Origin of the sequence: Parahaliea maris (genome assembly GCF_008064665.1) — a bacterium.
Taxonomy (GTDB): domain Bacteria; phylum Pseudomonadota; class Gammaproteobacteria; order Pseudomonadales; family Halieaceae; genus Parahaliea; species Parahaliea maris.
Genome location: NZ_VRZA01000001.1, coordinates 140583 through 166056, shown reverse-complemented (window position 1 = coordinate 166056; position 25474 = coordinate 140583). Strand labels below are relative to the sequence as shown.

Annotated in this window: 20 protein-coding genes; 13 read left to right on the top strand and 7 right to left on the bottom strand. The window is 63.3% G+C overall.

What is annotated here, in order from left to right:
- The first annotated feature begins 3 nt into the window (after positions 1-3).
- Together FV139_RS00695 and FV139_RS00690 are read left to right on the top strand one after the other, a co-directional pair.
- Positions 4-3180 (top strand): efflux RND transporter permease subunit, encoded by a 3177-nt coding sequence (locus FV139_RS00695; protein WP_148066325.1) that lies wholly within the window; start codon positions 4-6, stop codon positions 3178-3180.
- 98 nt (positions 3181-3278) lie between these two features.
- Positions 3279-3773, top strand: coding sequence for a nuclear transport factor 2 family protein (locus FV139_RS00690; protein WP_148066324.1), 495 nt, complete (start codon positions 3279-3281; stop codon positions 3771-3773).
- 114 nt (positions 3774-3887) lie between these two features.
- On the opposite strand, the gene FV139_RS00685 is transcribed toward FV139_RS00690, so the two are convergent.
- Complete coding sequence (locus FV139_RS00685; RefSeq protein ID WP_148066323.1) at positions 3888-5453, bottom strand: SulP family inorganic anion transporter; 1566 nt, start codon at positions 5451-5453, stop codon at positions 3888-3890.
- Between the two features lie 153 nt (positions 5454-5606).
- Positions 5607-7076: an amidohydrolase family protein gene (locus FV139_RS00680; RefSeq protein WP_213003988.1), complete on the bottom strand. Its 1470-nt coding sequence runs from the start codon at positions 7074-7076 to the stop codon at positions 5607-5609.
- Between the two features lie 90 nt (positions 7077-7166).
- On the opposite strand from FV139_RS00680, the gene FV139_RS00675 reads away from it, so the two are divergent.
- From FV139_RS00675 to FV139_RS00660, 4 genes are all read left to right on the top strand, one after another.
- Positions 7167-8183 (top strand): amidoligase family protein, encoded by a 1017-nt coding sequence (locus FV139_RS00675; RefSeq protein ID WP_213003987.1) that lies wholly within the window; start codon positions 7167-7169, stop codon positions 8181-8183.
- Positions 8184-8202: 19 nt separating this feature from the next.
- Complete coding sequence (locus FV139_RS00670; RefSeq protein ID WP_235898460.1) at positions 8203-8883, top strand: gamma-glutamyl-gamma-aminobutyrate hydrolase family protein; 681 nt, start codon at positions 8203-8205, stop codon at positions 8881-8883.
- A gap of 40 nt (positions 8884-8923) precedes the next feature.
- Positions 8924-9193, top strand: coding sequence for a DUF3144 domain-containing protein (locus FV139_RS00665; RefSeq protein WP_235898459.1), 270 nt, complete (start codon positions 8924-8926; stop codon positions 9191-9193).
- A 73-nt stretch (positions 9194-9266) separates the two neighbouring features.
- The gene (locus tag FV139_RS00660; RefSeq protein ID WP_148066322.1) at positions 9267-10748 is read left to right on the top strand and encodes a pyridoxal phosphate-dependent decarboxylase family protein; all 1482 of its coding nucleotides are present in this window, start codon (positions 9267-9269) and stop codon (positions 10746-10748) included.
- Between the two features lie 12 nt (positions 10749-10760).
- Here the strand turns inward: FV139_RS00660 and FV139_RS00655 are convergent, their stop codons facing one another.
- Entirely contained in the window at positions 10761-13118 is a 2358-nt protein-coding gene (locus FV139_RS00655; protein ID WP_148066321.1) for a putative bifunctional diguanylate cyclase/phosphodiesterase, read from the bottom strand.
- A gap of 65 nt (positions 13119-13183) precedes the next feature.
- A complete protein-coding gene (locus FV139_RS00650) occupies positions 13184-14713 on the bottom strand; it encodes an FMN-binding glutamate synthase family protein (protein ID WP_148066320.1) in 1530 nt (509 codons plus the stop codon).
- Between the two features lie 181 nt (positions 14714-14894).
- On the opposite strand from FV139_RS00650, the gene FV139_RS00645 reads away from it, so the two are divergent.
- Together FV139_RS00645 and acnA are read left to right on the top strand one after the other, a co-directional pair.
- Positions 14895-16343 carry a TrkH family potassium uptake protein gene (locus FV139_RS00645; protein ID WP_235898458.1) on the top strand — a complete coding sequence of 483 codons (1449 nt, stop codon included), beginning with the start codon at positions 14895-14897 and terminating at the stop codon, positions 16341-16343.
- A 112-nt stretch (positions 16344-16455) separates the two neighbouring features.
- Positions 16456-19179, top strand: a complete 2724-nt coding sequence (gene acnA, locus FV139_RS00640) for an aconitate hydratase AcnA (RefSeq protein ID WP_148066319.1) — start codon at positions 16456-16458, stop codon at positions 19177-19179.
- A gap of 17 nt (positions 19180-19196) precedes the next feature.
- On the opposite strand, the gene FV139_RS00635 is transcribed toward acnA, so the two are convergent.
- Both FV139_RS00635 and FV139_RS00630 read right to left on the bottom strand, forming a co-directional pair.
- A complete protein-coding gene (locus tag FV139_RS00635) occupies positions 19197-20018 on the bottom strand; it encodes a Rossmann-fold NAD(P)-binding domain-containing protein (protein ID WP_148066318.1) in 822 nt (273 codons plus the stop codon).
- A 137-nt stretch (positions 20019-20155) separates the two neighbouring features.
- Entirely contained in the window at positions 20156-20395 is a 240-nt protein-coding gene (locus tag FV139_RS00630) for a hypothetical protein (protein ID WP_148066317.1), read from the bottom strand.
- 178 nt (positions 20396-20573) lie between these two features.
- Between FV139_RS00630 and FV139_RS00625 the strand changes: the two genes are divergently transcribed.
- The 3 genes from FV139_RS00625 (at position 20574) to FV139_RS21290 (ending at position 22500) form a co-directional block, all read left to right on the top strand.
- Complete coding sequence (locus FV139_RS00625) at positions 20574-20990, top strand: PaaI family thioesterase (protein ID WP_148066316.1); 417 nt, start codon at positions 20574-20576, stop codon at positions 20988-20990.
- A gap of 25 nt (positions 20991-21015) precedes the next feature.
- Positions 21016-22299: a Xaa-Pro dipeptidase gene (locus tag FV139_RS00620; protein WP_148066315.1), complete on the top strand. Its 1284-nt coding sequence runs from the start codon at positions 21016-21018 to the stop codon at positions 22297-22299.
- A 78-nt stretch (positions 22300-22377) separates the two neighbouring features.
- Complete coding sequence (locus tag FV139_RS21290; protein ID WP_268939923.1) at positions 22378-22500, top strand: hypothetical protein; 123 nt, start codon at positions 22378-22380, stop codon at positions 22498-22500.
- Between the two features lie 80 nt (positions 22501-22580).
- On the opposite strand, the gene FV139_RS00615 is transcribed toward FV139_RS21290, so the two are convergent.
- The gene (locus tag FV139_RS00615) at positions 22581-23687 is read right to left on the bottom strand and encodes an S-(hydroxymethyl)glutathione dehydrogenase/class III alcohol dehydrogenase (RefSeq protein WP_148066314.1); all 1107 of its coding nucleotides are present in this window, start codon (positions 23685-23687) and stop codon (positions 22581-22583) included.
- A 123-nt stretch (positions 23688-23810) separates the two neighbouring features.
- On the opposite strand from FV139_RS00615, the gene FV139_RS00610 reads away from it, so the two are divergent.
- Positions 23811-24683 carry a LysR substrate-binding domain-containing protein gene (locus tag FV139_RS00610; protein WP_148066313.1) on the top strand — a complete coding sequence of 291 codons (873 nt, stop codon included), beginning with the start codon at positions 23811-23813 and terminating at the stop codon, positions 24681-24683.
- A gap of 134 nt (positions 24684-24817) precedes the next feature.
- Positions 24818-25447 (top strand): glutathione S-transferase family protein, encoded by a 630-nt coding sequence (locus tag FV139_RS00605; RefSeq protein WP_148066312.1) that lies wholly within the window; start codon positions 24818-24820, stop codon positions 25445-25447.
- Positions 25448-25474: the final 27 nt, after the last annotated feature.

Below are 25474 nucleotides of genomic sequence, written 5' to 3'. Positions count from 1 at the left end.
CTCATGTTCGAGAAGATTGTCGCCCGCGGCACCCTGGTAACGGTGACGGTACTGATTGTTTGCGTGCTGGGAATTGTCGCTGCCACCCGTATCCCCGTGCAGATGATTCCTGACCTCGACGTGCGGGTGATCAGCGTACGCACCAACTGGCCCGGCGCCACGCCCCAGGATGTGGAGAAAGAAATTCTCATCGAGCAGGAAGAGTACCTGCGCAACCTGCCCAACCTGTCGCGCATCGTGGCCTCGGCCCAGAGCGGTTCCGCCGAAATTGAACTCGAATTTCCCTTCGGTACCGATATCACCGAAATGCTGATCCGGGTGAACAATGCCCTCAGCCAGGTTCCCTCCTATCCGGAGGCGGTGGACGAGCCGCGTATCTACGCCAATTCGTTCTCCGCCAACAATTTCATGTTTTTTTCGGTGACGCCGTTACCGGGCAATCCGCGACAGCTGGACATGGATCTCAGCCGGGACTATCTCGAGGATAACGTGCGTCCGCGGCTGTCGCGGGTGCAGGGCGTTTCGGAAGTCAGTATCTGGGGCGGCGCAGAACGCCAGGTACAGATTCTTATCGACCCGGCGCGCCTGGCGCAGCGGGGCCTGTCCCTTGCCGACGTCCGCTCGGCCATACGCGCCCGCAACCGTGATCGCTCGGGGGGTGAGATTGAATCCGGCAAACGCCAATACCTGCTGCGCACGGTGGGTCGCTTTGACTCGGTCACGGCGCTGAACAACCTGGTGCTGGCCCGTCGTGGCGATTCGGTGATTCGCCTGTCGGATGTTGCGCGTATCCGCCTCGATCACTTCGAAAAGCGCTCGACCTCCTCGTTCAACGGCCAGGACAGCATCATGGTCTCCCTGCGCAGGGAGTCCGGTTCCAACGTAATCGACATCAAGCGGGCTATCATGGCCGATCTGGAGCCGCTCAATCGCGAGGTGCTGGAACCGGTCGGGCTGCAGATGACGCACATCTCCGACGACGTACGCTACGTCGAGGATTCAGTGGCCAATGTCTGGCAGAACCTGATCCTGGGGGCGCTGCTCGCCACCCTGGTGATGTACCTGTTCCTGCGCTCGTTTCGTACCACGCTGCTGGGGGTGATGGGGATTCCCGTCTGTATCATCGTGGCGTTCTTTGGCCTGTTGCTGGCCGGACGGACGGTGAATGTGATCTCCCTGGCGGGGATCGCCTTTGCCATCGGCATGACCCTCGACAACAGCATCGTGGTGCTGGAGAGCATCGAACTGGAGCGTCGGCGAGGGTTGGACCGGGTGAAGGCCGCCATCAACGGTGTCCGCCAGGTCTGGCCAGCCGTATTTGCTTCCACCATGACTACGGTGCTGGTGTTCATCCCGGTGTTGTTTGTGCGCGAGGAGGCAGGCCAGCTGTACTCTGATGTTGCCATGGCGATCTCGGCAGCCATTCTCGCCTCGATGCTGGTGGCCATCACCGTACTGCCCACGGCAGCGGCGCGGTTGAGTGTGCGATCCCGCGGAGCCGGGGAGGGCAGCGCCACCGGTGAACGCCTGCGTCGGCGTACCCTGGCGCTGGTGAGTGCTCTGTTGTCGACGCCCGCACGGCGCTACACCTGCATTGGCGTTACCCTGTTGCTCAGCCTGGGAATCATCATCTGGCTGACTCCGCCCGCGGAGTACCTGCCGGAAGGAGAGGAGCCCAAGGTGTTCGCTGTCATGAACGCGCCGCCCGGCTACAACCTTCCGGCAATGCAGGAGATTGGCGCGGAGATCGAGGCCGTCCTGCTGCCCTATGTGGACGCGGATCCTGCTGACTTCCAGCGCGGTGATGCCCCGGTGCCGGCCATCGCCTACGTCAACCTGCGGGTGCAGGCCAGCGGCCTGCGCGTTATCTCGGAACCGATCGACAGCGCCGATATTGAGCCGTTGATGGATGCGCTCACCGGGATCTTTGAGCAGTATCCCGGCATGCGTGCTTTCGCCGCTCGCGGCTCCATTATTACCAGCAATGACGGCGGTACCCGTAGTATCAACCTCGACATCGGTGGTCCCCGGCTGGAGGATATCTATCGCGTTGCGCTGGCGGCCTACCGGCGGGCGGAGGAGGTGTTCGACAATCCGCGCATCCAGAGCCAGCCCTCGTCCCTCACCCTGGCCCAGCCCATGATTGAGATCCGACCCAACTGGGAGCGGGCGGCAGAGCTGGGGCTGACGGCGGACGACCTGGGCTTCACGGTGGCCGCGCTTACCGACGGCAGCTATGTCGATGAATTTTTCATGGAGGACGACAAGGTCGACATCTATCTCTACTCCGATGTTGGCCAGCGGGCGGAGCTCGATAATCTTGCCCAGTTGCCGGTCTACACGCCGTCGGGTGGTGTCCTGCCGCTGGGGGCCCTGGCCAGGATCGAGGAAACCGTGGATACCAATTCGCTGCGCCGGGTCAACGGCCGGCGCACAGTGACGCTCAATGTCATTCCCCCGCGCAGTGTGCCGCTGGAAGTGGGCGTGGCCATGGTGCGGGAGAACCTGGTGGCAGACCTGCGCGAGCGCGGCGAGATTCCGGCCGGGGTCAGCATAGATATCTCGGGCGCGGCGGACCAGCTCGACGCCACCCGGGAATCGCTGATGGGTAACTTCGCCGTGGCGCTGTTCATTATCTACCTGCTGATGGTGGCCATTTTCACCCACTGGGGTTATCCCCTGCTGATCATGACTTCCATTCCGCTGGGCATAGCGGGGGGGATTGTCGGCCTCGCCCTGTTGAATGGCGTGGGTGCACTGTTGCCCGCCCTGGGGATGGCGGCCATTGTGCAGCCTTTCGACATGATTTCCATGCTCGGCTTCCTGATCCTGATGGGAACAGTGGTCAACAATCCTATTCTCATCGTTGACCGTGCCGTGCGGAATGTGAAAGAGCAGGCCATGCAACCGCTGGACGCGGTGCAGGAAGCCGTGGAGGCGAGGTTGCGTCCCATCGCCATGTCTACCATTACCACCCTGTGTGGCCTGGCGCCGCTGGTGATGATCCCGGGAGCGGGTACCGAGCTGTACCGCGGGGTAGGCGCGATCGTGATGTTCGGTATCCTGGGCGCCGCGCTGGTGACCCTGAGCATGCTGCCGGCCCTGCTGGTGGTAGTGCTGGAGTTCAGCCAGAAGTTGCGGCCGCTGGCACCCGCAGGTAGCGGTACATCGTCTGAATAACTGGACTGCTCTCAAGGTGTTGTCGCCGGCAGTAGCGCTATACTGTCTTCGGCCGTCACAGCAGCCGTGTGGCGGCCGTTACAGTTGGAGCAACCATAATGAACAATACGCTCGAACGCCTGCAATCCGAGAGTGAGATACGCGCGGTGCTGGCCGGTTACTGCCGCGCCCTCGACCGGATGGACAAGCCCGCCGCCTACGCAGTCTGGCACCCCGATGGCACAGCGCTCTATCACGATATTTTTGAGGGTACAGGTCACGGCTTCGTGGACTGGGTGTGGGATGCTCACGCCGGGATGGAACGGCACTCACACCAGATTTCCCAATCGGTGATCGCAGTGAATGGCGATGTTGCCCGCAGTGAGACCTACATCACCGTGTCGCTGTGGATGTTGCCCAACGCCGACGGAGCCCGCCAGGAGATCGTCAGCCGGGGGCGCTACCTCGACCGCTGGTCCCGTCGCGAAGGGCGCTGGGCCATCGACCATCGGGAGCATGTGCTGGATATGCAGACCCTGCATCAACTGGTGCCGGGTTACGTCAGCCAGGTGTCCGCCCGCGATTACAGCGACCCCTCCTTCAATTACCTGTAAAGCCAATACCGGCGCGCTGGTAGCCGCGCGGGGGTGATGGTGAGAGCCCGATGGCCGCCTGATCGACAGCTCGACCTGTGTATGACGACGGGCCCCGCGGGGCCCGTTCGTTATTCAGCCCAGGCTGTCTTCCGCTACGAAGTACTTGGGATCCTCGATCACGTTCACTTCCACCAGGTCACCGGCCTGGTGCAGCAGCTTGCGGCACTCCTCGGACAGGTGCACCAGGTGCAGGGTCTTGCCGGCATTGAGGTAGCGCTCGGCCAGTGAGTCGATTGCCTCCAGCCCCGAGTGATCCGCCACCCGGGAGCGGGCGAAATCGATAATCACGTCGTCGCGATCCTGGCGCGGATCGAACTGCTCCAGGAAGGAGGCCACAGAGCCGAAGAACAGCGGGCCGTACACCGCGTACACGGTGGAGCCCTTGTGATCTTCCTTCGCTTCCACCCGGATGTGCTTGGCGTGCTCCCAGGCGAAGACCAGGGCCGAGATGATCACGCCCACGATGACGGCAATCGCCAGGTCAGTGGCCACCGTCACGGCAGACACCATGATCAGCACCAAAGCATCGGAGCGGGGAATTTTGCGCAGCACCCGGAAGGAGCTCCACTCGAAGGTTCCGATTACCACGATGAACATCACCCCGGTCAGGGCCGCCAGCGGGATCTGCTCGATCAGCGGCGACGCCACCAGAATGAACAGCAGCAGGCTGAGGGCGGCGGTGATGCCCGACAGGCGTCCGCGGCCACCGGAGTTCACGTTGATCATGCTCTGGCCGATCATGGCGCAGCCGCCCATCCCGCCGAAGAAGCCGGTGACGGTGTTGGCCACGCCCTGGCCCACACATTCCTTGTTGCCGCGGCCGCGGGTCTCGGTGATTTCGTCCACCAGGCGCAGGGTGAGCAGGGACTCGATCAGGCCGATGGCCGCGAGAATCACCGCGTAGGGGAAAATAATGCCCAGGGTCTCGAAGTTCAGCGGCACCGCGGGAATGTGGAAACTGGGCAGGCCACCCTTGATAGAGGCGACGTCCCCGACCACGCGGGTGTCGAGGCCGAGGCCGATGACCAGCAGGCTGACGATGAGGATGCCTGCCAGGGAGGCCGGCACTGCCTTGGTCAGCCGCGGCAGGAAGTGGATGATGACCATGGTCAGGAACACCAGGCCCAGCATCAGGTAAAGCGCCTCACCCTGCAGCCAGGCCACGTCGATCACCGAGCCTTCCAGCCCGGTGCCTTCGAGCCAGCCAGGCTGGCCCTTTTCGCCGAACTGGCTCAGCTGGGCGAGGAAAATCACGATGGCCAGGCCATTGACGAAGCCCATCATCACCGGGTGGGGGACCATGCGGATGAACTTGCCCAGGCGCAGGGCGCCGGCGGTGATCTGCAACAAGCCCATCAGCACGACGGTGGCGAAGAGATACTCCACTCCGTGTTCCGCCACCAGTGACACCATCACCACCGCCAGCGCACCGGTGGCGCCGGAGATCATGCCGGGGCGGCCGCCGATGCAGGCGGTGATCAAACCCACCATGAAGGCAGCGTACAGACCCACCAGCGGTTCAACGCCGGCGACAAAGGCAAACGCGACCGCTTCGGGCACCAGGGCCAGGGCGACGGTCAGGCCGGACAGCACATCGTTCTTGACGCTGCTGGTCCGGTTGGGGCGAATCTCAAACATGTGCTGCTGCTCCAATAGCGAAATGCCCGATCCCGGCCATGGCGGGTACAGGCGACGAGGGGTCCGGTCGGGCTATTGTTATGCGGGGACGTTGTGGCGGCGAATGATACCCAAGGCAGGCCGGCGGCTCAAACCGGCCGTGGGCCGGGCGCCCTATGGGGTGCCGGCTTCCAGGGCCTTTTTGCGTGCCGCGGCCTGCTCCAGCAGGGCGTCGAGGACGGCGCGGTCGTAGAGCTGGCCGCCGTGGACCAGCGCCTGTATGCGGGTCGTCGCCCGGATATCCTCGAGCGGATTCTCCTCCAGTACCACGAGGTCTGCCTGCTTGCCCGGGGCGATGCTGCCGTAGTCATCCCCCAGGCGCATGAAGCGGGCGCCATTGATGGTAGCGGCCTGCAGGGCGTGCAGTGGCGACAGACCCGCGTCGGTGAACAGGGCCAGTTCATCGTGCAGGGCCTGGGCGGGGTAGACGTAGGTATTGAGGGCGGCGGAGTCGCTGCCGGCCAGCAGGGTGACACCTGCCGCCTGCAATTGCGGCACCTGGGCCGCGGTCAGGTTGTAGCGGGCCTTGCGTGCGGCGCGCTGATCTTCTGTCTCCCCGGCCATGCGATCGATGCGCCACTGGTACTTGGCGGTAAAGTCATCCGTCAGGTAACGCAGGAAGGCGTCCTCCCGGTGGTCGGATTCCGCCAGCCAGGCGAGTTGGCGGCCGCCGATCAGGGTTGGGGTCACGGCGACCCCCGCGGCAGCCAGGCGCATATAGGCCGCATTGGCGGTGTCCTGGTCAAAATGATCGCTGTAGGCGGCGTTGGCCTGCTCGGTGCCCAGCCGCCCGTCGCGGACCTGGCGGGCGATCGTCTCCTCGTCGACATTCTCCTTGTCGATATAGCCCAGACGCAGCAGGTAGCTGGCGTGCTCGATGCTGGAAAGCCCGGCCTCGGCCAGCTCGAAAATGCCGAGACCCAGCGGCACGTGCGTCGACACCAGCAGGCCCCGGCGGTGGGCTTCGGCCACGGTTTGCAGGAACAGCTCCGGTGGCAGGGTATTTTCCGTCACCTTGATGAAATCCACACCGAGTTCCTGCTGCTCGTCCATACCTGCCAGCATCTGTTCGCGATTGCCAACCTCGCGATCCCCTTCCCAGAGAGAGTCGATACCCTCGAACTTCTGGCCGGAAGTGAAGATGCGCGGCCCCAGGCGCTCGCCCCTGGCAATTTCACCGCGCCACTGGAGGACGGTGTCGGCGAGGCTGCCGGAAGCGTCACGCACGGCGGTGACGCCGTAAGCCAGGTACACCGGCAGCAGTAGCGCATTGTCCTCTACCAGGTCGCGGCCCTCGAAGTGGACGTGCATGTCCCACAGGCCGGGGATCAGGTAGCGACCTGCCAGGTCGACGCGCTGGCCCCCGTCTGGACCATCTCCAGGGGGCAGCAGGGCGCTGATCCTGTCGCCTTCCACCAGTACGTCGAGCAGCTGCACCGTACCCTGTTCGACATCGACCACCTGTGCATTCTGCAGCAGTAGAGTGTCACTGGCGGCGCTGGCCAGAGGCGCAAGCAGGGCCAGTGTGAGACAGCACAGGGCGTGCAAGGCTTGTGACATGGGGGGCGGCAGGGGGGCTGGCATGGGAACTCCGGGCTCGAACAGCGTAGTTAGCGTGTATAGTGAAGTGAACGCCAGCACGGGGCGGCGTCTTTCGACGGGCGAGGATGGTACGTGAAAAGCAGTCTGGACAACAATTACCGGGCCAGCCAGTGGCCGTTGCCGCCACGGCAGGAGACCGCCACTGGTGACCCCCGGCGGGTGGGCGTGGAGCTGGAATTTTCCGGGATGGATATCGAATCCATTGCCGGGATCATGCTCTCGGAACTGGGGGGCGAGGCCGAGGTGATTTCCCCCTACGAGCAGATACTGCGCGACTCGAGCCTCGGTACCTTCGGCCTCGAACTGGATTACGGCTACCTCAAGCAACTGGGGCGTGAACGCAATATCGAGGAGGACAGTGATCTCGAACAATTCGGCGAGGCCCTGCTCAAGCTGGTGGCCGAGCAACTGGTACCCCATGAGATTGTCAGTCCGCCCATTGCCATGGGAGACCTGTGGCAGCTCGGTGACCTGTTGCAGCGTCTGCGGCAGGCGGGCGCGAAAGGCACGCGGCACGCGGCGGTCTATGCCTTCGGGCTGCATCTCAACCCGGAGCTGCCGGATCTGGAAGCCCCGACCATCCTGGCTTACATGCGCAGCTTCCTGTGCCTTTACGAGTGGCTGGTAGAGCGCGAGCAGGTCGATCTCAGCCGTCGTATCACACCCTACATCGATCCCTTTCCCCGCAAGTACGTTACCCGGGTGCTGGATGCGGACTACAGTCCGGACCTGCCCCTGCTGATCGACGACTACCTCAAGTTCAACGCGACCCGCAACCGGGCCCTGGACATGCTGCCGCTGTTTTCCCACCTGGATGCCCCCCGGGTGCGTGCAGCGGTAGACGATGACCGGGTCAATCCCCGCCCGACCCTGCACTACCGGCTGCCCAACTGCCAGGTAGATGAGGGCAACTGGAGCCTGGCATCGCCCTGGCGTAACTGGCTGCAGGTGGAAGCCCTGGCCAGTGACGAGCGGCGCCTGGCACTCGCCTGTCGCGCCTACCGCCAGCATCTCGATTCGCCAGCCGGCGGCCTGTTCCGGGACTGGCCTGAAGGTGTGAGCCGCTGGCTGTTGCCGGAACTGCTCTAGACTGCGGAGACGCCGACGCGTGCATCGACCCCTGATTGGCGTGACCGGTGACGACGGCCATTTTCCGGTGGCCTGGTGGTTTATTCGCTGGGCCCTGTGGCGTTGCGGTGCCCGGGCCTGCCGGATGACACCGCGACGCGACGTCATCGAAGCGGTGGACGGCCTGATCGTTAGCGGTGGCGACGACATCGACCCCGGGCTCTACCTGCCCCACGACCCGGAACGTGCGCCGATCAATCCCGAGCGCGACCGTTTCGAAATTGAAGTGCTGGAAACGGCACTGCCCGCCGACCTGCCGGTGCTGGGCATCTGTCGCGGCGCCCAGCTGCTCAATGTGGTACTGGGAGGATCCCTGCTCACCGACCTGCGCCCGCTGCGACGCCGAACCTCCAACCGGCGTACTCCGCTGGCCAGGAAAACCCTGCTGGTGGAGTCGGGTTCGGCCCTGGAGGGCATCCTCGGGGCCTCCCGTCTGCGGATCAACAGCCTGCACCACCAGGCCATTGACCGGCTCGGAGAAGGGCTGACGGTGTGCGGTCGTGACCTCGATGGATTCGTGCAGGCGGTAGAGTCACCGGGCCGGCGCTTCCTCAAAGGCGTGCAATGGCATCCGGAGTACCTGCCCACCCACCGTGCCCAGATCAACCTGTTTCGCAGCCTGGTGCAGGCGGCTTCGCCAGCAGGCGGCCGAGAGTGCTAGAATCGGCGCTTTGTTACCAGCCAATATAGAGGATTCAGGCATGGCTACTCCGGAAGAAGCCGAACAGCACCAGCAGTGCATGCAGCGATTTATCGATCTCGCCAACACCATGAAGAATGAAGGTGTGGCCACCCGGCTGATTTCCGCCGCGTTGATGACGGCATCGGGCGTGTATACCACTTACGCATTCGCCGGCAACTCCGGTGGCCTGAATGCCAAGGGTATCGACAAGGTCACCCAGGCCTACCGCCAGAACCTGGAAAACATCCAGGAAGCCAAGCGCGAAGAGCAGGCGCAACAGCAGCAGTAATCTGCCCGGTACTACCTGCTCCTTTAACCCGATCCCCATCGCCCGCGGCATGCCGCGGGCCGACCGAGTCCCGATGAAGACAAGCCCCCCCGATATCGACGCGGCCTCCCTGCTGGATCCAGCGGACTGGGAGAGCTTTCGCGACGAGGCCCACGCCGCCCTCGACGTGGCGCTGGAACATATTCGCGAGCGCCAGGCCCAGGGCGTGTGGCAGGAGTTGCCAGACCGGGCGCGGCAGGTCGATGCGCCGCTGCCGGAGGAGGGGGAACCCCTGCCGAACCTGGTGGGCGAGTTGCAGGACAGGGTGTTGCCCTACACCCTGGGCAACATTCACCCGCGCTTCTGGGGCTGGGTGAACGGTACCGGCACGCCCAGCGGAGTGATTGCCCAGATGATGGCGGGCGCCATCAACGCCAACATGGGGGGGCGGGATCACGCGCCGATTTACCTCGAGCGCCAGGTTATTCGCTGGATGCAGGATCTGTTTGGCATGCCCGCGGGCGCCAGCGGGATGATCTGCAGCGGGACCTCCACTGCCACCCTGCTAGGCCTGGCGGTGGCGCGCCAGCGAGCCACCGGCGGCGAGGCCCGCACCGGAGGCAATGCGGTGCGACCCGGGCTGAGGGTGTACGCCAGTGCCCAGGCCCATGTGTCGGTAGACAAGGCGCTGGAGCTGATGGGGCTGGGCAGCGAGGCCTTGTGCAGTGTGCCGGTACAGCCCGATTTTCGTATGGATACCGTCGAACTCGCCCGGCATATAGAAGCCGACATCGCCGCCGGGCTCACGCCCCTGGCCGTGGTGTCCTCGGTCGGCAGCGTCAACTCCGGCGCCATCGACGACCTCCCGGTCATCAATCGCCTGGCGCGGGAACACGGCCTGTGGCATCACGTGGACGGCGCTTTCGGTGGTCTGTGCGTGCTCTCCGATGTTCTGAAACCGCGCCTTGCGGGCATTGAGGCAGCCGACTCTATCGCCTTTGATTTTCACAAGTGGATGCACGTGGGCTACTCCGCCGGCTGCCTGCTGGTGGCCGACGGCGAATTGCACCGGCAGACCTTCCAGACATCCCACGCCTACCTGCAGGGGGAGCGGCAGGGTATTGCCGGCGGTTCACCCTGGCCAAACGATTTTGGCATCGAACTGTCTCGTGGCTTTGCCGCCCTCGGGGTCTGGTTCCAACTCAAGGAGATGGGCACGCGGCGCCTGGGGCAGGCAATTTACCGCAATTGTGTTCAGGCCAGCCGGCTTGGCGAGTGCGTCGAAGCCAGCGAGCACCTGGAACTGCTGGCGCCGGTCTCCCTCAATATCGTCTGTTTCCGCTATCGCATCCCGGGTCTGGATGGCCCCGCGCTGGATCGGCTCAATCGGCGAATAGTGGTGGAACTGCAGTGTCGCGGGATCGCCGCGCCGTCTTTTACTGTCATCAATGGTGTGGTTGCCATTCGCGTAGCAATCACCAACCACCGCACGCGCTGGCGCGATCTGCAGGCGCTGCTGGATGCCGCCGAGGCCTTGGGCAGGGAATTACTGGGCAGCCCCGATATCGGGCCCTGACGTTTCCGGAACTCAGCCCAGGCTGGGCTCGGCGCGCTCTGCTATGGTCTCGATCACGCCGGTGATGTCCATGACTTTGCTCGCAAACCGGCCTGGCCGCAGCACTTCATGCAACTCCTCCAACGGCAGTGGTTTGCTGAACAGGTAGCCCTGGAAGATGCGCGCGCCCTGTCCGGTGAGGTGGCGGAATTGCTCGCTCGTTTCCACCCCTTCAGCGACCACTTCCAGGCCCAGGTTGTTGCTCATGGCGATGATGGCGGCGACCAGGGCGGCCTGCTGGTTTTCCCGCTCCACCCCGTCGACGAAACTGCGGTCGATTTTCAGTTCGTCCAGGGGAAAGCGGCTGAGGTAGCCGAGGGAGGAGTAACCGGTGCCGAAGTCGTCGATGGACAGCTGGACGCCGAGCCCCTTGAGCCCGTGCATGGTGTTGAGGGGCTGGTCGCCGCTTTCGACGGCGATACCTTCCGTCAGTTCCAGTGACAGGGAGCGCGGGTCCAGGCCGGTCCGGGCCAGTGCATCGTCCACCTGCTCGATCAATCGCGGGTCAAACTGCAGGGCGGAGATATTGACGGCGACCTTGCTGAGATCGGTGTCGATGCCCTTCAGGCTCACCATGTCCACGCAGGCCTGGTGCAGGCACCAGTTGCCGATATCACCGATCAGTCCCATCTCCTCAGCGAGGGGAATGAACACGGCGGGCGAAACCATGCCCCGCTGCGGGTGCAGCCAGCGCACCAGGCTCTCCACACCCACTACGCTGCCACTGCGGGAATCCACCTGGGGTTGGTAGTAAAGCTGCAGTTCCTTCCTCTCCAGTGCCCGGCGCAGGTCGGTTTCCAGTTCCAGGCGGTCGATGCCGGCGGCATCCATGTCCGGGTTGTAGAAAACACAGTTGCTCTTGCCGCCGCGTTTGGCGTGGTACATGGCGGTATCGGCAGCGCGCAGCAGTTCCTCGATGCTGTCGCCGTCCCGGGGGGCAACGGCAATCCCGATGCTGGGGGTCACCACGATTTCGTGACCCTCGATGGTAACGGGCTCGGTCAGTGCCGTGAGCAGGCGCTCGGCGACGAGGCCCGCGGTTTCCGGCTCGTTCAGCTGGTTGAGAATAACCGTAAACTCGTCGCCGCCCAGGCGCGATACACCAGGCCGCTGCTCCGGATCCTCGAGGTGGGCGACCACGTCGCTGTCGCGCACGCAACTGGTCAAGCGGTTGGCAACCTCCTTCAGCAGCAGGTCCCCGGCGGCGTGACCGAGGGAATCGTTGATGCGTTTGAAATTGTCGAGATCCAGGAACAGCAGTGCGAGCAGCTGCCGGTTGCGGCGGCTGAGCCGCAGCAACAGGTCCAGTTGCTCCGTGAACAGGCGGCGATTGGGCAGGGCGGTCAGGCTGTCGTAGTAAGCCATGTGGCGCAGGCGATTGCGGGCCTCAGTTGCTTCGCGCACCGCGGCGTTGAGTTCCCGGTTGCGCGTGGACAACTGCTCGGTGCGCTCGTCGACCTTCATGCGCAACAGGGTCTGGTCGACGCCGGTGCGGGCGCGGTAGGAACTGAGGCTCTCGATCATGGTGTTGAGGGCGGCCGCCAGGTCGCGGATTTCGCTGCTGCCGGAGACGCTGATGGTCCTGTCCTGGGTGCCGGAGGCAATCCGTTCCGCCACGGCGCTCAGCTCATTCAGCGGGCGGGTGATGCGCCCGGCGCTGAGCCGGACCATGAGGACGCAGAAGGCGGCAAACACCAGGTTGGCCAGCGCGATCACGCTGAGCGAGGGCAGCGCATCCGACAGCAGGGTGGTGCGGCTCATGGCCAACTGCACATAGCCCATGACATGGCGGCTGGCATTGGCGGACGGGTCGGCGAGGGCGCGGGCAAAATCGTTGCGCGAAAGCCCCTTATCGATCGGGCTGAGCAGGGAAAACACCGGTGTGGTCAGGTGCATCACCCGCTCGCCGCCGGTAATGGTGGCAAGGGGAGAATGCGCCGTGCCCGATTCGGTGTCGGTCACCGTTATCAGGGTGGTGGCGAGGGCGTCGGCGTTGTCCCGGGCGCGGTCGAAGGACAGGCGCGGCGGGCTGCCGTTGCCCACGGCGTGGCGCTCGGCGAGGATTTCGCCGTCGCCATTGAGCAGCGCGGCGCGCTGTACCGCGGGCGAGACGGCCAGCAATGCCTGCAGTGCACTCTGCATACGGACGGCGTCGCGCAGGTACATATCCGCCTGCAGTTCAGGGCGACTGGCTACCACTGAGGCGAGGTCTCGCAGCAGTAGCCGTTTTTCGGTCTGGAACTGGTGTAAGCAGAGAAAGAAGGAGAGTAGCCCCGCGGCCAGCAGTGCCACGAAACCGACTGTCAGATTGATACGTCCGGCAACGGTCATGGCCGCGCCCTCGTTATAGCGTCCCCACAGGCAAAACTAGCACGGTGGCTGGCGCTGGTGCAATGTCAGCCCGCCGCCCGGTGGGGCAGGAACTCCGGGCGAATCTCCGGGACGGGGTACACCTCCGCCAGTGGTTCGGGCAGGCCTCGCTCGTTGATGATCTGGGCGTGGCTGCGGTTCAGCTGGCGCGGCTCAGTCGCCCCGCAGGAGTGGGCGATGAGTTCCACCTCGTGCATGAGGTTACCGGCATAGTGCGCCACACGCTCGGCCTTGTCGGTGGGGTCCAGCCCCTGCTGCAGTTTCGGGTCGTGGGTGGTCACCCCGGTGGGGCAGGTATTGCGGTTGCACTGCATCGCCTGGATACAGCCCAGGGCGAACATGAAGCCGCGCGCCGAATTCACACAGTCGGCCCCCAGGCAGAGAGCGGCGGCGACCCCGGCAGGGTTGATCATTTTGCCCGAGCAGATCACCCGGATGCGCTGGCGCAGGCCGTATTCCACCAGTTTGTCGGCCACCAGAGGCAGGCTGCGGCGGACCGGCAGGCCCATCAGGTCCATCAGGCTGAGGGGTGCGGCACCGCTGCCGCCGTCGGCGCTGTCCACGGTAAAAAAGTCCGGCGCATAATCCAGGCCCAGCTCATGGATGCGCTGGCAGAACTCGTCCAGCCAGGCGGTCTGGCCGATCGCGGCCTTGATGCCCACCGGTTTGCCGGTGACATTCCGCACGTGATGAATCAGGTGCAGCAGGTCCTCGACCGTGTGGATTTCCCGATGCCGGTTGGGGCTGATGGAGTCCACCCCGACCGGGATACCGCGGGTGCTGGCGATGATATCGGTCACCTTGATCCCGGGCAGGATGCCGCCCTTGCCGGGTTTGGCGCCCTGGGACAATTTGATCTCGAACATGCGCACCTGTTCGTGCTGGGCGATGTGCCGCAGGCGGTCATCGCTGAGTCGGCCCTGTTCGTCGCGCACTCCATACTTGGCGGTGCCGATCTGGAAGATCAGGTCACAGCCACCCTCCAGGTGGTAGGGCGCAAGCCCGCCTTCGCCGGTATTGAGCCAGATGCCCGCCTTGGCTGCGCCGCGGGACAGGGCCCGGACCGCGGGTTCCGACAGGGCGCCAAAGCTCATCGCGGAGATGTTGAAGAAGGCTTCGGTGGTGTAGGGCTGCTCTGCGTAGCCCTCGCCGAAGCTGAGCTTGCTGCGCGGCTTGATGTCTTCTTCCAGCGGGGGGATCAGGCAGTTGAGGAAGAGGATGTCCCCGGGCTGGTTGAGGGGCAGGGTAGAACCGAAGGCCACCGTGGAGTCGAGATTCTTGGCCGCGCGGTAAACCCAGCTGCGCTGGGCCCGGTTGAAGGGGAGTTCCTCGCGGTCCAGGGCGAAGAAGTACTGGCGGAAGAATTCCCCGAGGTGCTCGAAAAAATAGCGAAAACGGCCGATGACCGGGTAGTTGCGGCGCACGGCATGCCGGGTCTGGGTGACATCCACCACGTACATCCACGCCAGTACTCCCAGGCCCACCACTACCGACACGGCGGTGGCCACCGCCAGTAGTTCCAGAAATCCGAGGGTGAATTGTTGCAGTCCGTTCATCGGGGCACTCCCTTCCGCTTGGGGCCTGGCACCCGGCAGGCTTCACGATACGCTTTACGATACATGCCGGGCGACAGGCAGGTACCCGCCATTTTGGCACAGTGAGCAAGCAAGTATACTGCCCGCATGCTCCCACCCGGCGCGTGTGGCGTCGGGGCTGACCGGAACGCCACAGGGGATAGTGAATACGCCGAATACGCTCAGGTTGCTCGCCATGCCCGCCCTGTGGATGGGGGTGGTGCAGTTTCTGTTCGGCGCCGTAGCGCTGGTGCTCCACGACGACACCATCGCCGAGCCCTTTCTCATTCCCGGTGGCATCACGGTGCTTGCCGCCGGCGCGGTGCACCTTGTCCTGCGCACCCGTATTCACCAGATTTCCTATCGTGACGCGCTGGTGTTTGCCACCCTGACCTGGGTGCTGACCGGGGTGCTGGGCGCGCTGCCCATTCACCTCATTGCCGGTATCAGCTATACCGATGCGGTGTTCGAGTCGATCAGCGCCCTCACCACCACGGGCGCCACCGTGCTGACCGGGCTCGATTCAATGCCGGGCACCTTCCTGATGTACCGCCAGTTCCTGCAGTGGATGGGGGGGCTGGGGGTGGTGATATTCGTGGTGGCTGTGCTGCCCATGCTCAACGTGGGGGGGATGCGCCTGCTGAAGGCGGAGACGTCCGGGCCGGTGAAGGACGACAAGCTGTCGCCCCGGGTCAGCCACGCGGCCCACAGTCTCTGGTTTGTCTACATTGTGATCACCGGGGCCTGTGCGCTGGCCTTCTATCTCGGTGGTATGAGTGTCTTCGATGCGGTCGCCCACAGTTTTACCGCAGTCTCTACTGGTGGGTTTTCCACCCACGACGCCAGCATGGGCTATTTCAATAGCCACCTGCTGCTGAATATCGCCAATGTGTTCATGCTGTTGGGGGCGATCAGTTTTGGCCTTCATTACCGGATCCTGCTGACCGGTGACGTGGCTCGCTACTGGAAGGACGAGGAAACCCGGGTGTTCCTGCTGACCGTCGCGATCATCTCGCTGGTGCTGGCGCTGTACCTGTTCGGGTGCGGCCGGTATGACAGTTTCTGGGAATCCCTGAGCTTCGCTACATTTCACCTGGTTTCCTTCATCACCAGTACCGGTTTTGGCGACGAAGACCTGTCCAGCTGGCCCCTGGTTGCACCAGTGGGGCTGATCATCGCCGGCTACCTGGGCGGCTGTGCAGGGTCCACCGCCGGGGGTAGCAAGTTCATTCGCAATATCATCGCCTTCAAGACGGTGCGCAGTGACGCCCAGCGCATCCTGCATCCGGCAGCCGTCAAGGAGATTCGCTTTCAGCGCCAGATCGTGACACCCGATATTCGCCATTCGGTGATGGCCTTTTTCTCCTTCGTGGCGGGGAGCACGCTGGTATTGACCATGGCACTGGTCTATACCGGGCTGGATCTGCTGTCGGCCTTCTCGGCGGTAGCGGCCTGTCTCAATGTGCTGGGTCCGGGCCTGGGGCAGGTGGGGAGTAATTTCCAGGTCGTGACGGACACCGGTATCTGGATTCTTTCCGCCGCCATGATTCTGGGCCGGCTGGAATATTTTACCGTGCTGGCCCTGTTTTTCCCGATGTTCTGGCGCTATTAGTCCTGCCGGCCGGTTGGATTGGGCTGCAACGCGGCGGCCAATGGCAGCTGCTATAGTGACACTGAGCCGGCCCGACTTGAGGCCGCCAGCCCACTGACCGACGGAGACCGCCATGAGTACCCGCTATAGCAAAGCCGCCTCCCTGGACACTGCCGGCAAGCAGTACCGCATCTACCCGATGGATCATCTCGCTTCGCTTGGCGATGTGCGCAGCCTGCCGTTCTCACTGAAAATCCTGCTGGAAAACCTCCTGCGCCACGGCGCCGAGGACTACGTCACTGACGACGACGTGGAAGCCCTGGTGAATTGGGATCCGCAGGTCGAGCCGACCCAGGAAATCGCCTTTGTGCCCGCGCGGGTGCTGCTGCAGGACTTCACCGGGGTGCCGGCCATCGTCGACCTGGCGGTGATGCGCGATGCCATGGTCGAACTGGGTGGAGAGGCGGGCCAGATCAACCCCCTGTCGCCGGTAGAACTGGTGATCGATCACTCGGTGATGGTGGATCATTTCGGCAGTGAGCGTTCGCTGGCGCAGAACACCGACATCGAGCTGGAGCGAAACCTTGAGCGCTACCGCTTTCTGCGCTGGGGGCAGGAGGCCTTCAGTAACTTCAGCGTGGTCCCCCCGGGCACGGGGATCGTGCACCAGGTCAACCTGGAATTTCTCGCCCGGGGTGTCTTTGCCGGGGAGCAGGACGGGGAGGCCGTGGCCTACCCGGACACCCTCGTTGGCACCGACTCCCACACCACGATGATCAACGGCCTGGGGGTACTGGGCTGGGGGGTTGGGGGCATCGAGGCAGAGGCCGCCATGCTGGGGCAGCCGGTGACCATGCTGATTCCCCAGGTAGTGGGCTTTCGCCTCGATGGACGTATGTCCGAGGGGGCCACCGCCACTGACCTCGTACTTACCGTTACCCAGATGCTGCGCCAGCACGGCGTGGTGGGCAAGTTTGTGGAGTTTTTTGGTCCCGGTCTCAAGCACCTGACCCTGGCGGATCGCGCCACCATCGCCAATATGGCGCCGGAGTACGGGGCGACCTGCGGTATCTTTCCGGTGGATCAGCGCACCATCGACTACCTGGAATTGACCGGGCGCGACCAGGCCCAGCGAGCCCTGGTCGAGGATTACATGAAAGCGGTGGGCCTCTGGCACGACGACAGCTCACCCGAGGCACGCTATTCCGCGACGCTGCAGCTCGACCTGGGTGAAGTGGTGCCGTCCCTGGCGGGACCCAAGCGGCCCCAGGACCGGATTCCCCTCACCGACAGCAAGTCCAGCTTCGTCGGGGTACTGCGCGAGTTCGACGAACTGGCACTGGTGCCCGAGCCGGAGGGCGGCTGGGAAGACGAGGGCGGTCACCTCGACGAGCACAAGGAGGCGGTCAAGGGTGTTCATGTGGAGCGCGGCGCAGACAGTTTCGATCTCCGTCACGGTGCGGTAGTGATTGCGGCAATCACCAGTTGTACCAATACCTCCAATCCGGCGGTGCTTATCGCGGCGGGGCTGGTGGCCCGCAAGGCCCGGGAGTTGGGCCTGACTTCCCGGCCCTGGGTGAAAACCAGCCTCGCGCCGGGCTCCAAGGTGGTGACGGGCTACCTCGAAAAAACCGGGTTGATGGATGACCTCGAGGCGCTCGGCTTTTACCTCGTGGGCTATGGTTGCACCACCTGCATCGGCAATTCCGGGCCGCTGCCCGATGACATCACCGACGCCATTCGCAGCGGCAACCTGCTGGTGACCTCGGTGCTCTCCGGTAATCGCAACTTCGAAGGGCGGATTCACCAGGATGTCCGGGCCAACTACCTGGCATCGCCGCCGCTGGTGGTGGCTTACGCCCTGGCGGGCAACATGGATATCGACCTCTACAAGGAGCCGCTGGGTAGGGGGGCCGAGGGCAAGCCGGTCTACCTGGCGGATATCTGGCCCTCCAGCGATGAGATCAACGGTATCCTGGCGGGCGCGCTGGATACGGCGATGTTTCAGGACAAGTATGCCGACGTTTACAGTGGCAATGCCGACTGGAATGCCCTGCCGGTCGAGGGCAGTGAGCGCTATCCCTGGCCGGACTCCACCTATGTGCGCAAGCCCACCTTCTTCGAGGGGATCGCTGGTATCGAACCGGGTGTCGCCGCCATAGAAGGTGCCCGCTGCCTGGTGAAGGTGGGTGACAGCGTCACCACCGACCATATCTCGCCAGCCGGGGCGATTGCCGCCGACAGCCCGGCGGGCAAGTACCTGCAGGACAAGGGCGTGGCAGTGAAGGACTTCAATTCCTACGGCTCACGCCGGGGGAACCACGAGGTCATGATGCGCGGGACCTTTGCCAACGTGCGGCTGAAAAACCAGCTGGCTCCCGGCACCGAAGGGAGCTGGACCACCAACTTCCTGAACGGCGAGCAGGAGTCGATATTCGATGCTTCGATGGCCTATCAGGAGCAGGGTATCCCGCTGGTGGTACTGGCCGGGGCAGAGTACGGTACCGGGTCCTCCCGGGACTGGGCAGCGAAGGGCCCGTCGCTACTGGGCATTCGCGCGGTGATCGCCAACAGCTATGAGCGCATTCACCGTTCCAACCTGGTGGGGATGGGCATACTGCCTTTGCAGTTCCAGGGCAGTGACAGTGCCGACAGCCTCGGGCTGGACGGTAGCGAGCTCTTCGCCATACCGGCGGTCAGCAAGGGGCAGGGTGAAGTGACGGTGACCGCTACCCGCAGTGATGGTGAAACCGTGAGTTTTACCACCCGGGTGCGCATCGATACGCCCAACGAGTATGCCTACTATGAGAATGGCGGCATTCTGCATTTCGTGTTGCGGCGACTAGCGGCGCGCTAGCGTCGCGAGGCCTGGCACTACCGTCCAGCGTGCTGGCGGTAGGCCGCTGCGTACTCCAGCGCGTCACGGTTGTCGATCAGGGTGCCGTTGGCTAACTCCCCGGGGCGCGCACTGATCTCCAGCATGGCGCGGCCGAGATCAGTGCCGCGAATGACCAGGTGCCCCGGGCGCAGGAGGCGCTCCAGGAGGTAGATCCCCCAGTGGGCATTTTCTGCCGTGGGCCGGATCCAGGCGGAACGGTGACCGAAGCTGCGCAAGCCCGTACCCTCGGCCATTTCCGCCACCAGTCGCTCCGCGCGGCCCTTGTCGCGGGCCCATTCGGCGCTCTCGTTCTCGCCGGTGCCCATCCCGGTGACGTAGTGGAAGGCCATGGGGCCCCTCGTCCTTGCTGCCAGCCAGGCGCTGACAAAGGCGGTGGGAAAATCCACGTGAATCCGTCGGTACAGCTCCGGATCCATACCGATGGAGGATGTACCCAGCCCCCACATCACCGTATTCACCCGGGCGAGGATATCCTCCATGCCCTGGTAGCGGGTGAAGTCTTCGTGCAGGAGCACGGTGACCCGGCCGGAGGCCTGGCCGGCCTCAAGCCGCGGTGACAGGCGCCGGGTGACGGCATAAATCTGCTCGACCTCCGGGTCCTGCATTGCGGCTTTCAGCAGGCCGTCGCCCACCGAACCGGTGGCTCCGAAAACCATCACCACCCGGTTGGCCCCGGGTTGGCGCACTGCGCCGGGGTCTGGAGTGAGGTGACCCAGGGTCAATGCGCCCCAGGTGTTCAGGCCGATAATCAGCACAGCCAGTGTCAGCAGGAGCGCAATGAAAGATTTTTTCAGCATGACCGTACCGGGGTGTTATTGGTATCGGGCTAGCTGACCACAGCGCTGTCATCCGGGCAAGTTGGTCGTAACTGGGCTGCCGGGCCGCAGCGTGCTGCCTCACGCCCGCCGTGGACTGTCACCCTGTTGCTTCAGTCTTACTTCAGTTGTCCACGCAGGTGCCTGCAGCCGCGGTCGTCGAATTCGTCTTTCTTCTCCTGTCGCGCGCGCTTCCAGCGGTCCATCTGCGCTGTGGAACCGCCCGCCCGGCGTTTTTCCTCGTAACGGTCCATACTGTTTTTGAGACGCTGACAGGCTTTCACATCGGGATCTTCGGCTGCTGCTGTCTGCCCCTGCAGCACCCACAGTGATACCAGTATCCAGGCTGGTGTTCTCATTGGCTGACCTCCTTGTTCATGCCATGCATGGCTTTTCGACCTTGCTCTTCCAGCCTAGCCTACGGGGCCAGATAATCAGCCGGTTGGCGGCATCTGATGGAATGCAGCTGGCGCCGCTGGAGGGTGGTTCCCGCCCGGTGCTATTATCGGTCGTTTGCAAGTCAATCAAGGATTAGAGATGGATAAGGCCGCGGTTATCGCCAGAATGAACGAACATATCCCCCCCTGTTTGCAGGTGCTGAACGGCAGGGTTGTGGACGCGGATCCGGAAGCGGGCGAATGTGAAATCCAGTTCGAGGTATCCCGGCAGTTTTGTCACTCGGTCAACGTCGTTCAGGGCGGCAATGTTACGGTGATGCTGGATGCGGCCATGGCCCATGCGGCTTTCGCCATGGACGCGTCCATAGCGGCCTTGCCTTCGCTGGAAATCAAAGTCAGTTTCCTGGCGCCGACGCTGGCGGGGCCTGCGCGGGCTGTCGGCAAGGTGATCAAACTCGGCAGGAGTACCGCCTTCCTGGAAGGCACCCTGATCAATGGCGACGGCGAGGTATCTGCCCGTTCGACCTCGACCGCCAAACTGGTTCGCCGCAAGTGACACCCGAAAAGTACAGGGAAAGCCCATGAAGTTGATACCAAAAACGTTGCTGGCATTTGCCATGGCGGCAGCTACCGCCGCCTCACAGGCACAGGACATCTACATCACGGCAGCGGCCATGGTGGATACGGTGAGCGGCAAACTTATTGAATCACCTGCAGTGCTGGTGTCCGGTGAACGTATAGTTGCCGTGGGCCGGGAAGGGGCGCTGCCGGTGCCTGACGATGCGCAGCAAATCGACCTCGGCAACCTGACGCTGGTTCCCGGCCTGATGGATATGCACGTGCACCTTTCCTCAGCCGCAGAGGGAACGCCCTTTCTCGAGGAGATGCTGCAGTCTACCCCGCGACAAACCGTTAACGCCGTGCGCAATGCCCGCGCCACCCTGCAGGCGGGCTTTACTGCAGTGCGCGACCTGGGCGATTCAGGTTATGCAGTGATTGCTGTGCGCGACGCCGTCGCCGCCGGCGAGTTAGAGGGACCGCGCATCTGGAGTGCCGGCAACGCCCTGAGTGTGACGGGCGGGCATTGCGACAACAATTTTTACCCGCCCGAGCTGGATTTCAAGGCAGAGGCGGTCGCGGATGGCCCCTGGGCGGTCCGCGAGGCCCTGCGCAAGAACATCAAGTACGGCGCCGACACCGTGAAGTTCTGTGCCACCGGCGGGGTGTTCTCCCGCGGCACCAAGGTGGGCGCTATCCAGTACACGCCAGAGGAAATGAAGGCGATTGTTGACGAAGGCCACCACCGCGGCCAGGTGGTGGCGGCTCACGCCCATGGTACCGAGGGTATCAAGGCGGCCATCGAGGCCGGTGTCGATAGCGTCGAGCATGCCAGCATCCTCGACGGGGAGGCGATCAAGCTGGCGAAGAAGCAGGGCACCTGGTTCTCCATGGATATCTACAACACGGACTACACCCAGACCCAGGGGCGGGCCAATGGTGTTCCCGAGGAGAACCTTCAGAAGGATGCGGCGATTGCCCAGGTTCAGCGCGACAGTTTTCGCGCTGCGGTAGAGGGGGGAGTGAACATGGTGTTCGGCTCCGACGCCGCCATTTACCCCCACGGGCAGAACGCCCGGCAGTTTGCGCGGATGGTGGAGTACGGAATGACGGAAGTGCAGGCATTGCAGTCGGCCACCATCAATGCGGCGACGCTGATGAAACGGGATGACCTGGGCGCCATCAAAACCGGCTACCTGGCGGATATCATTGCCGTCGAGGGGAATCCCCTGGAGGATATCACCGTGCTGGAACGAGTGTCCTTTGTGATGAAGGGCGGGACTGTCGTCAAGGCGCAGACACCGTAAGTCGGGTTGTTCACGGGCTATCCGGGCTTTGTTACGGGGACAGTACTGAAATGTCGTTAAAAGTCATTGGTGCGGGCTTTGGCCGCACTCAATGGCAATCCCGACTGGGGTAGCATTTTCGAGGCCTTCGAGGCAACGGTGGACTTTCCCGCCTGTACCAGCTTACGGGCACTGGCGGAGTATTCGGTTTTTAACGCCTGAGGCTAACGTTCCCGGTTGGGAATGCCCGCCTTGCGGCGGGCAATGAAGCAGAACAGGGCGTCGTCCCCGTTCTGGGGGGCTCAGTACAGCACCACCGAGCGAATACTTTCCCCCGCGTGCATCAGGTCGAAGGCCTGGTTGATGTTGTCCAGGGGCATGGTGTGGGTGATCAGGTCGTCGATGTTGATACGACCGTCCATGTACCAGTCCACAATCTTTGGCACGTCAGTACGCCCGCGGGCGCCACCGAAGGCGGTGCCACGCCAGGAGCGGCCCGTCACCAACTGGAAGGGCCGGGTGGAGATTTCCTGGCCCGCGCCGGCCACGCCAACGATGCAGCTTTCGCCCCAGCCTTTATGGCAGCACTCCAGCGCCTGGCGCATCACATTGACATTGCCGATGCACTCGAAGCTGTAATCGACACCGCCGCCGGTCATCTGGATGATGTGATCTACCACGTTCTCCACCTCCTTCGGATTCACGAAGTCGGTCATGCCAAAGCGTCGGGCCATGGCTTCACGGGCGGGGTTGAGGTCCACGCCGATGATGCGGCTGGCGCCCACCATCTTCGCGCCCTGGATCACGTTGAGGCCAATGCCGCCCAGGCCGAACACTGCAACGGTGGAGCCGGCTTCGACCTTCATGGTGAAAGCGACGGCGCCGATGCCGGTGGTAACACCGCAACCGATGTAGCAGATCTTGTCGAAGGGGGCGTCCTTGCGCACCTTGGCCAGTGAAATCTCCGGCAGTACCGTGTAGTTGGAGAAGGTGGAGCAGCCCATGTAGTGCAGGATCGGCTTGCCCTCAAAGGAGAAGCGGCTGGTGCCGTCCGGCATCACGCCCTGGCCCTGGGTAGTGCGCACGGCCTGGCACAGGTTGGTTTTGGGATTGAGGCAGAAGTCACACTCGCGGCACTCTGCCGTATAGAGCGGAATGACGTGATCGCCTTTCTGTAGGTGTTTGACGCCGGGGCCGACGTCCACTACCACACCGGCACCCTCGTGGCCCAGGATGGCCGGGAAGGCGCCTTCCGGATCGTCGCCGGACAGGGTGAAGGCGTCGGTATGACATACGCCGGTGGCCTTGATTTCCACCAGCACTTCGCCGGCCTTGGGGCCCTCCAGGTCGACTTCGACAATTTCCAGTGGTTTGCCTGCTTCGAAAGCAACAGCGGCGCGCGTTTTCATCTTCGGCTATCTCCTGAAATACCTGAATGGGTCGTCATTCTATTTGTTTCTAAATAGACCTAAAATAGAAAAAATGAAATATACAATTTCTATATAGAAATAATAGTTTGGTCGGGAGTCGATATGCATAACTTTGAGGCGATTGAGGCCTTCGTCAGCGTGGTCGATCACCAGAGCTTCGCCCGCGCCGCGGAAGGGCTCGGGGTTTCCCGGTCCCATGTCAGCAAACTCATCGCCGCGCTGGAGTCGCGCCTTGGTGCCCAGTTACTGGTGCGCACCACCCGCAAGCTATCGGTGACAGAGGTGGGCCAGGCCTTCTTCCTGCGCTGCCAGGATGTACTGCGCACCCTGAGAGAGGCAGAGGAGGCGGTGCAGGACCTGCAGGAAACACCGAGGGGGCGATTGCGGATTACGGTCGCCGGAGCTTTTGGGGAGGATTTCATCGCTCCCGCTGCGGCTGAGTTCATGGCCCGCTATCCGGATATCTCCATTGAACTGGATTTCAGCAACCGCCTTGTCGACCTCATTGCCGAGGGCTATGACCTGGCCATTCGCGCCGGCACCCTGCAGGACTCCTCACTGATCGCCCGGCGCATTGGCAGCCGGCGGCTGGTGACCTGCGCCTCCCCGGATTACCTCGAGCGCTGCGGAGTGCCCGGCGAAGTACACGAACTGGTCAATCACAATTGCCTGGTCGGTACACTCAGTACCTGGCGCTTCCGCGAAGCCAGGAAAAATTTTGATCTTGCGGTGAGTGGTAACTGGCGCAGCAACAACGGCAGGGCGCTCACCCACGCGGCCATCATGGGGGTGGGAATCGTCCAGCTACCTGACTTTTACGTACGCGAGGCGTTGAACCGGGGCACCCTGTTGCCCGTACTTGCTGACTGTGTGGCAACGGATGCTGCGGTGTGGGCGGTGTATCCGCACAACCGGCACCTGTCCGCCAAGGTGCGGATGTTTGTCAGCCATCTGGCGGAGGTGTTGCCCGACTGACAGGTATCAGGCGGTGACTGGCCCACCCTCAGTTCTGTCAGTGTCTGGACCGCTACTCGCAGTTCTATACTACTGAGTGCAGGACAGGCAGGCGGTTGCTGCCAACGTTTATCGCGCTTACCAAGGAGACCTTGATGATTACAATCCACCACCTCGGCGTATCCCAGTCGGACCGAATCGTCTGGCTGATGGAGGAACTCGGCCTGCCCTATGAACTTAAGTGGTATGACCGCGGCGAGGACTTTCTCGCGCCGCCGGAGTACCGCGCGCTGCACCCTGCGGGCACGGCGCCGATCATTACTGACGGTGACCTGGTCCTGGCCGAGTCAACAGCGATCGTCGAGTACATCTCCCAGCGCCATGGCGGTGGCCGCCTGTCAGTTCAGCCCGACAGCCCGGACTACCCGCACTACCTGTTCTGGATGCAGTTCAACAATAATCTGCAATCGGCACTGTTCATCAAGATCGCTGCCGGGCCGGAGGCGGGCCCGGATAACCTGATTCTCACCACCGCTCAGCGGCGGGCGGACGGTTTGTACCGGGCCCTGGAGGAACGACTGTCTGCATCGGAATACCTGGGTGGTCCCGAGTTCAGTTGTGCCGACATCATGTCGATCTTCAACCTGACATCCCTGGCTATGTTGGGCGCCCGTGAGATAGATGACAGTCTGCCTGCGACCAAGGCCTACGTTGAGCGAGTGACGTCGCGACCGGCCTACCAGAAGGCGATGGACATCGCCGGGCCGGGGGCGAGCCGGCCCTAGAATGCTGCCGTACCCATTGCCGAGGCT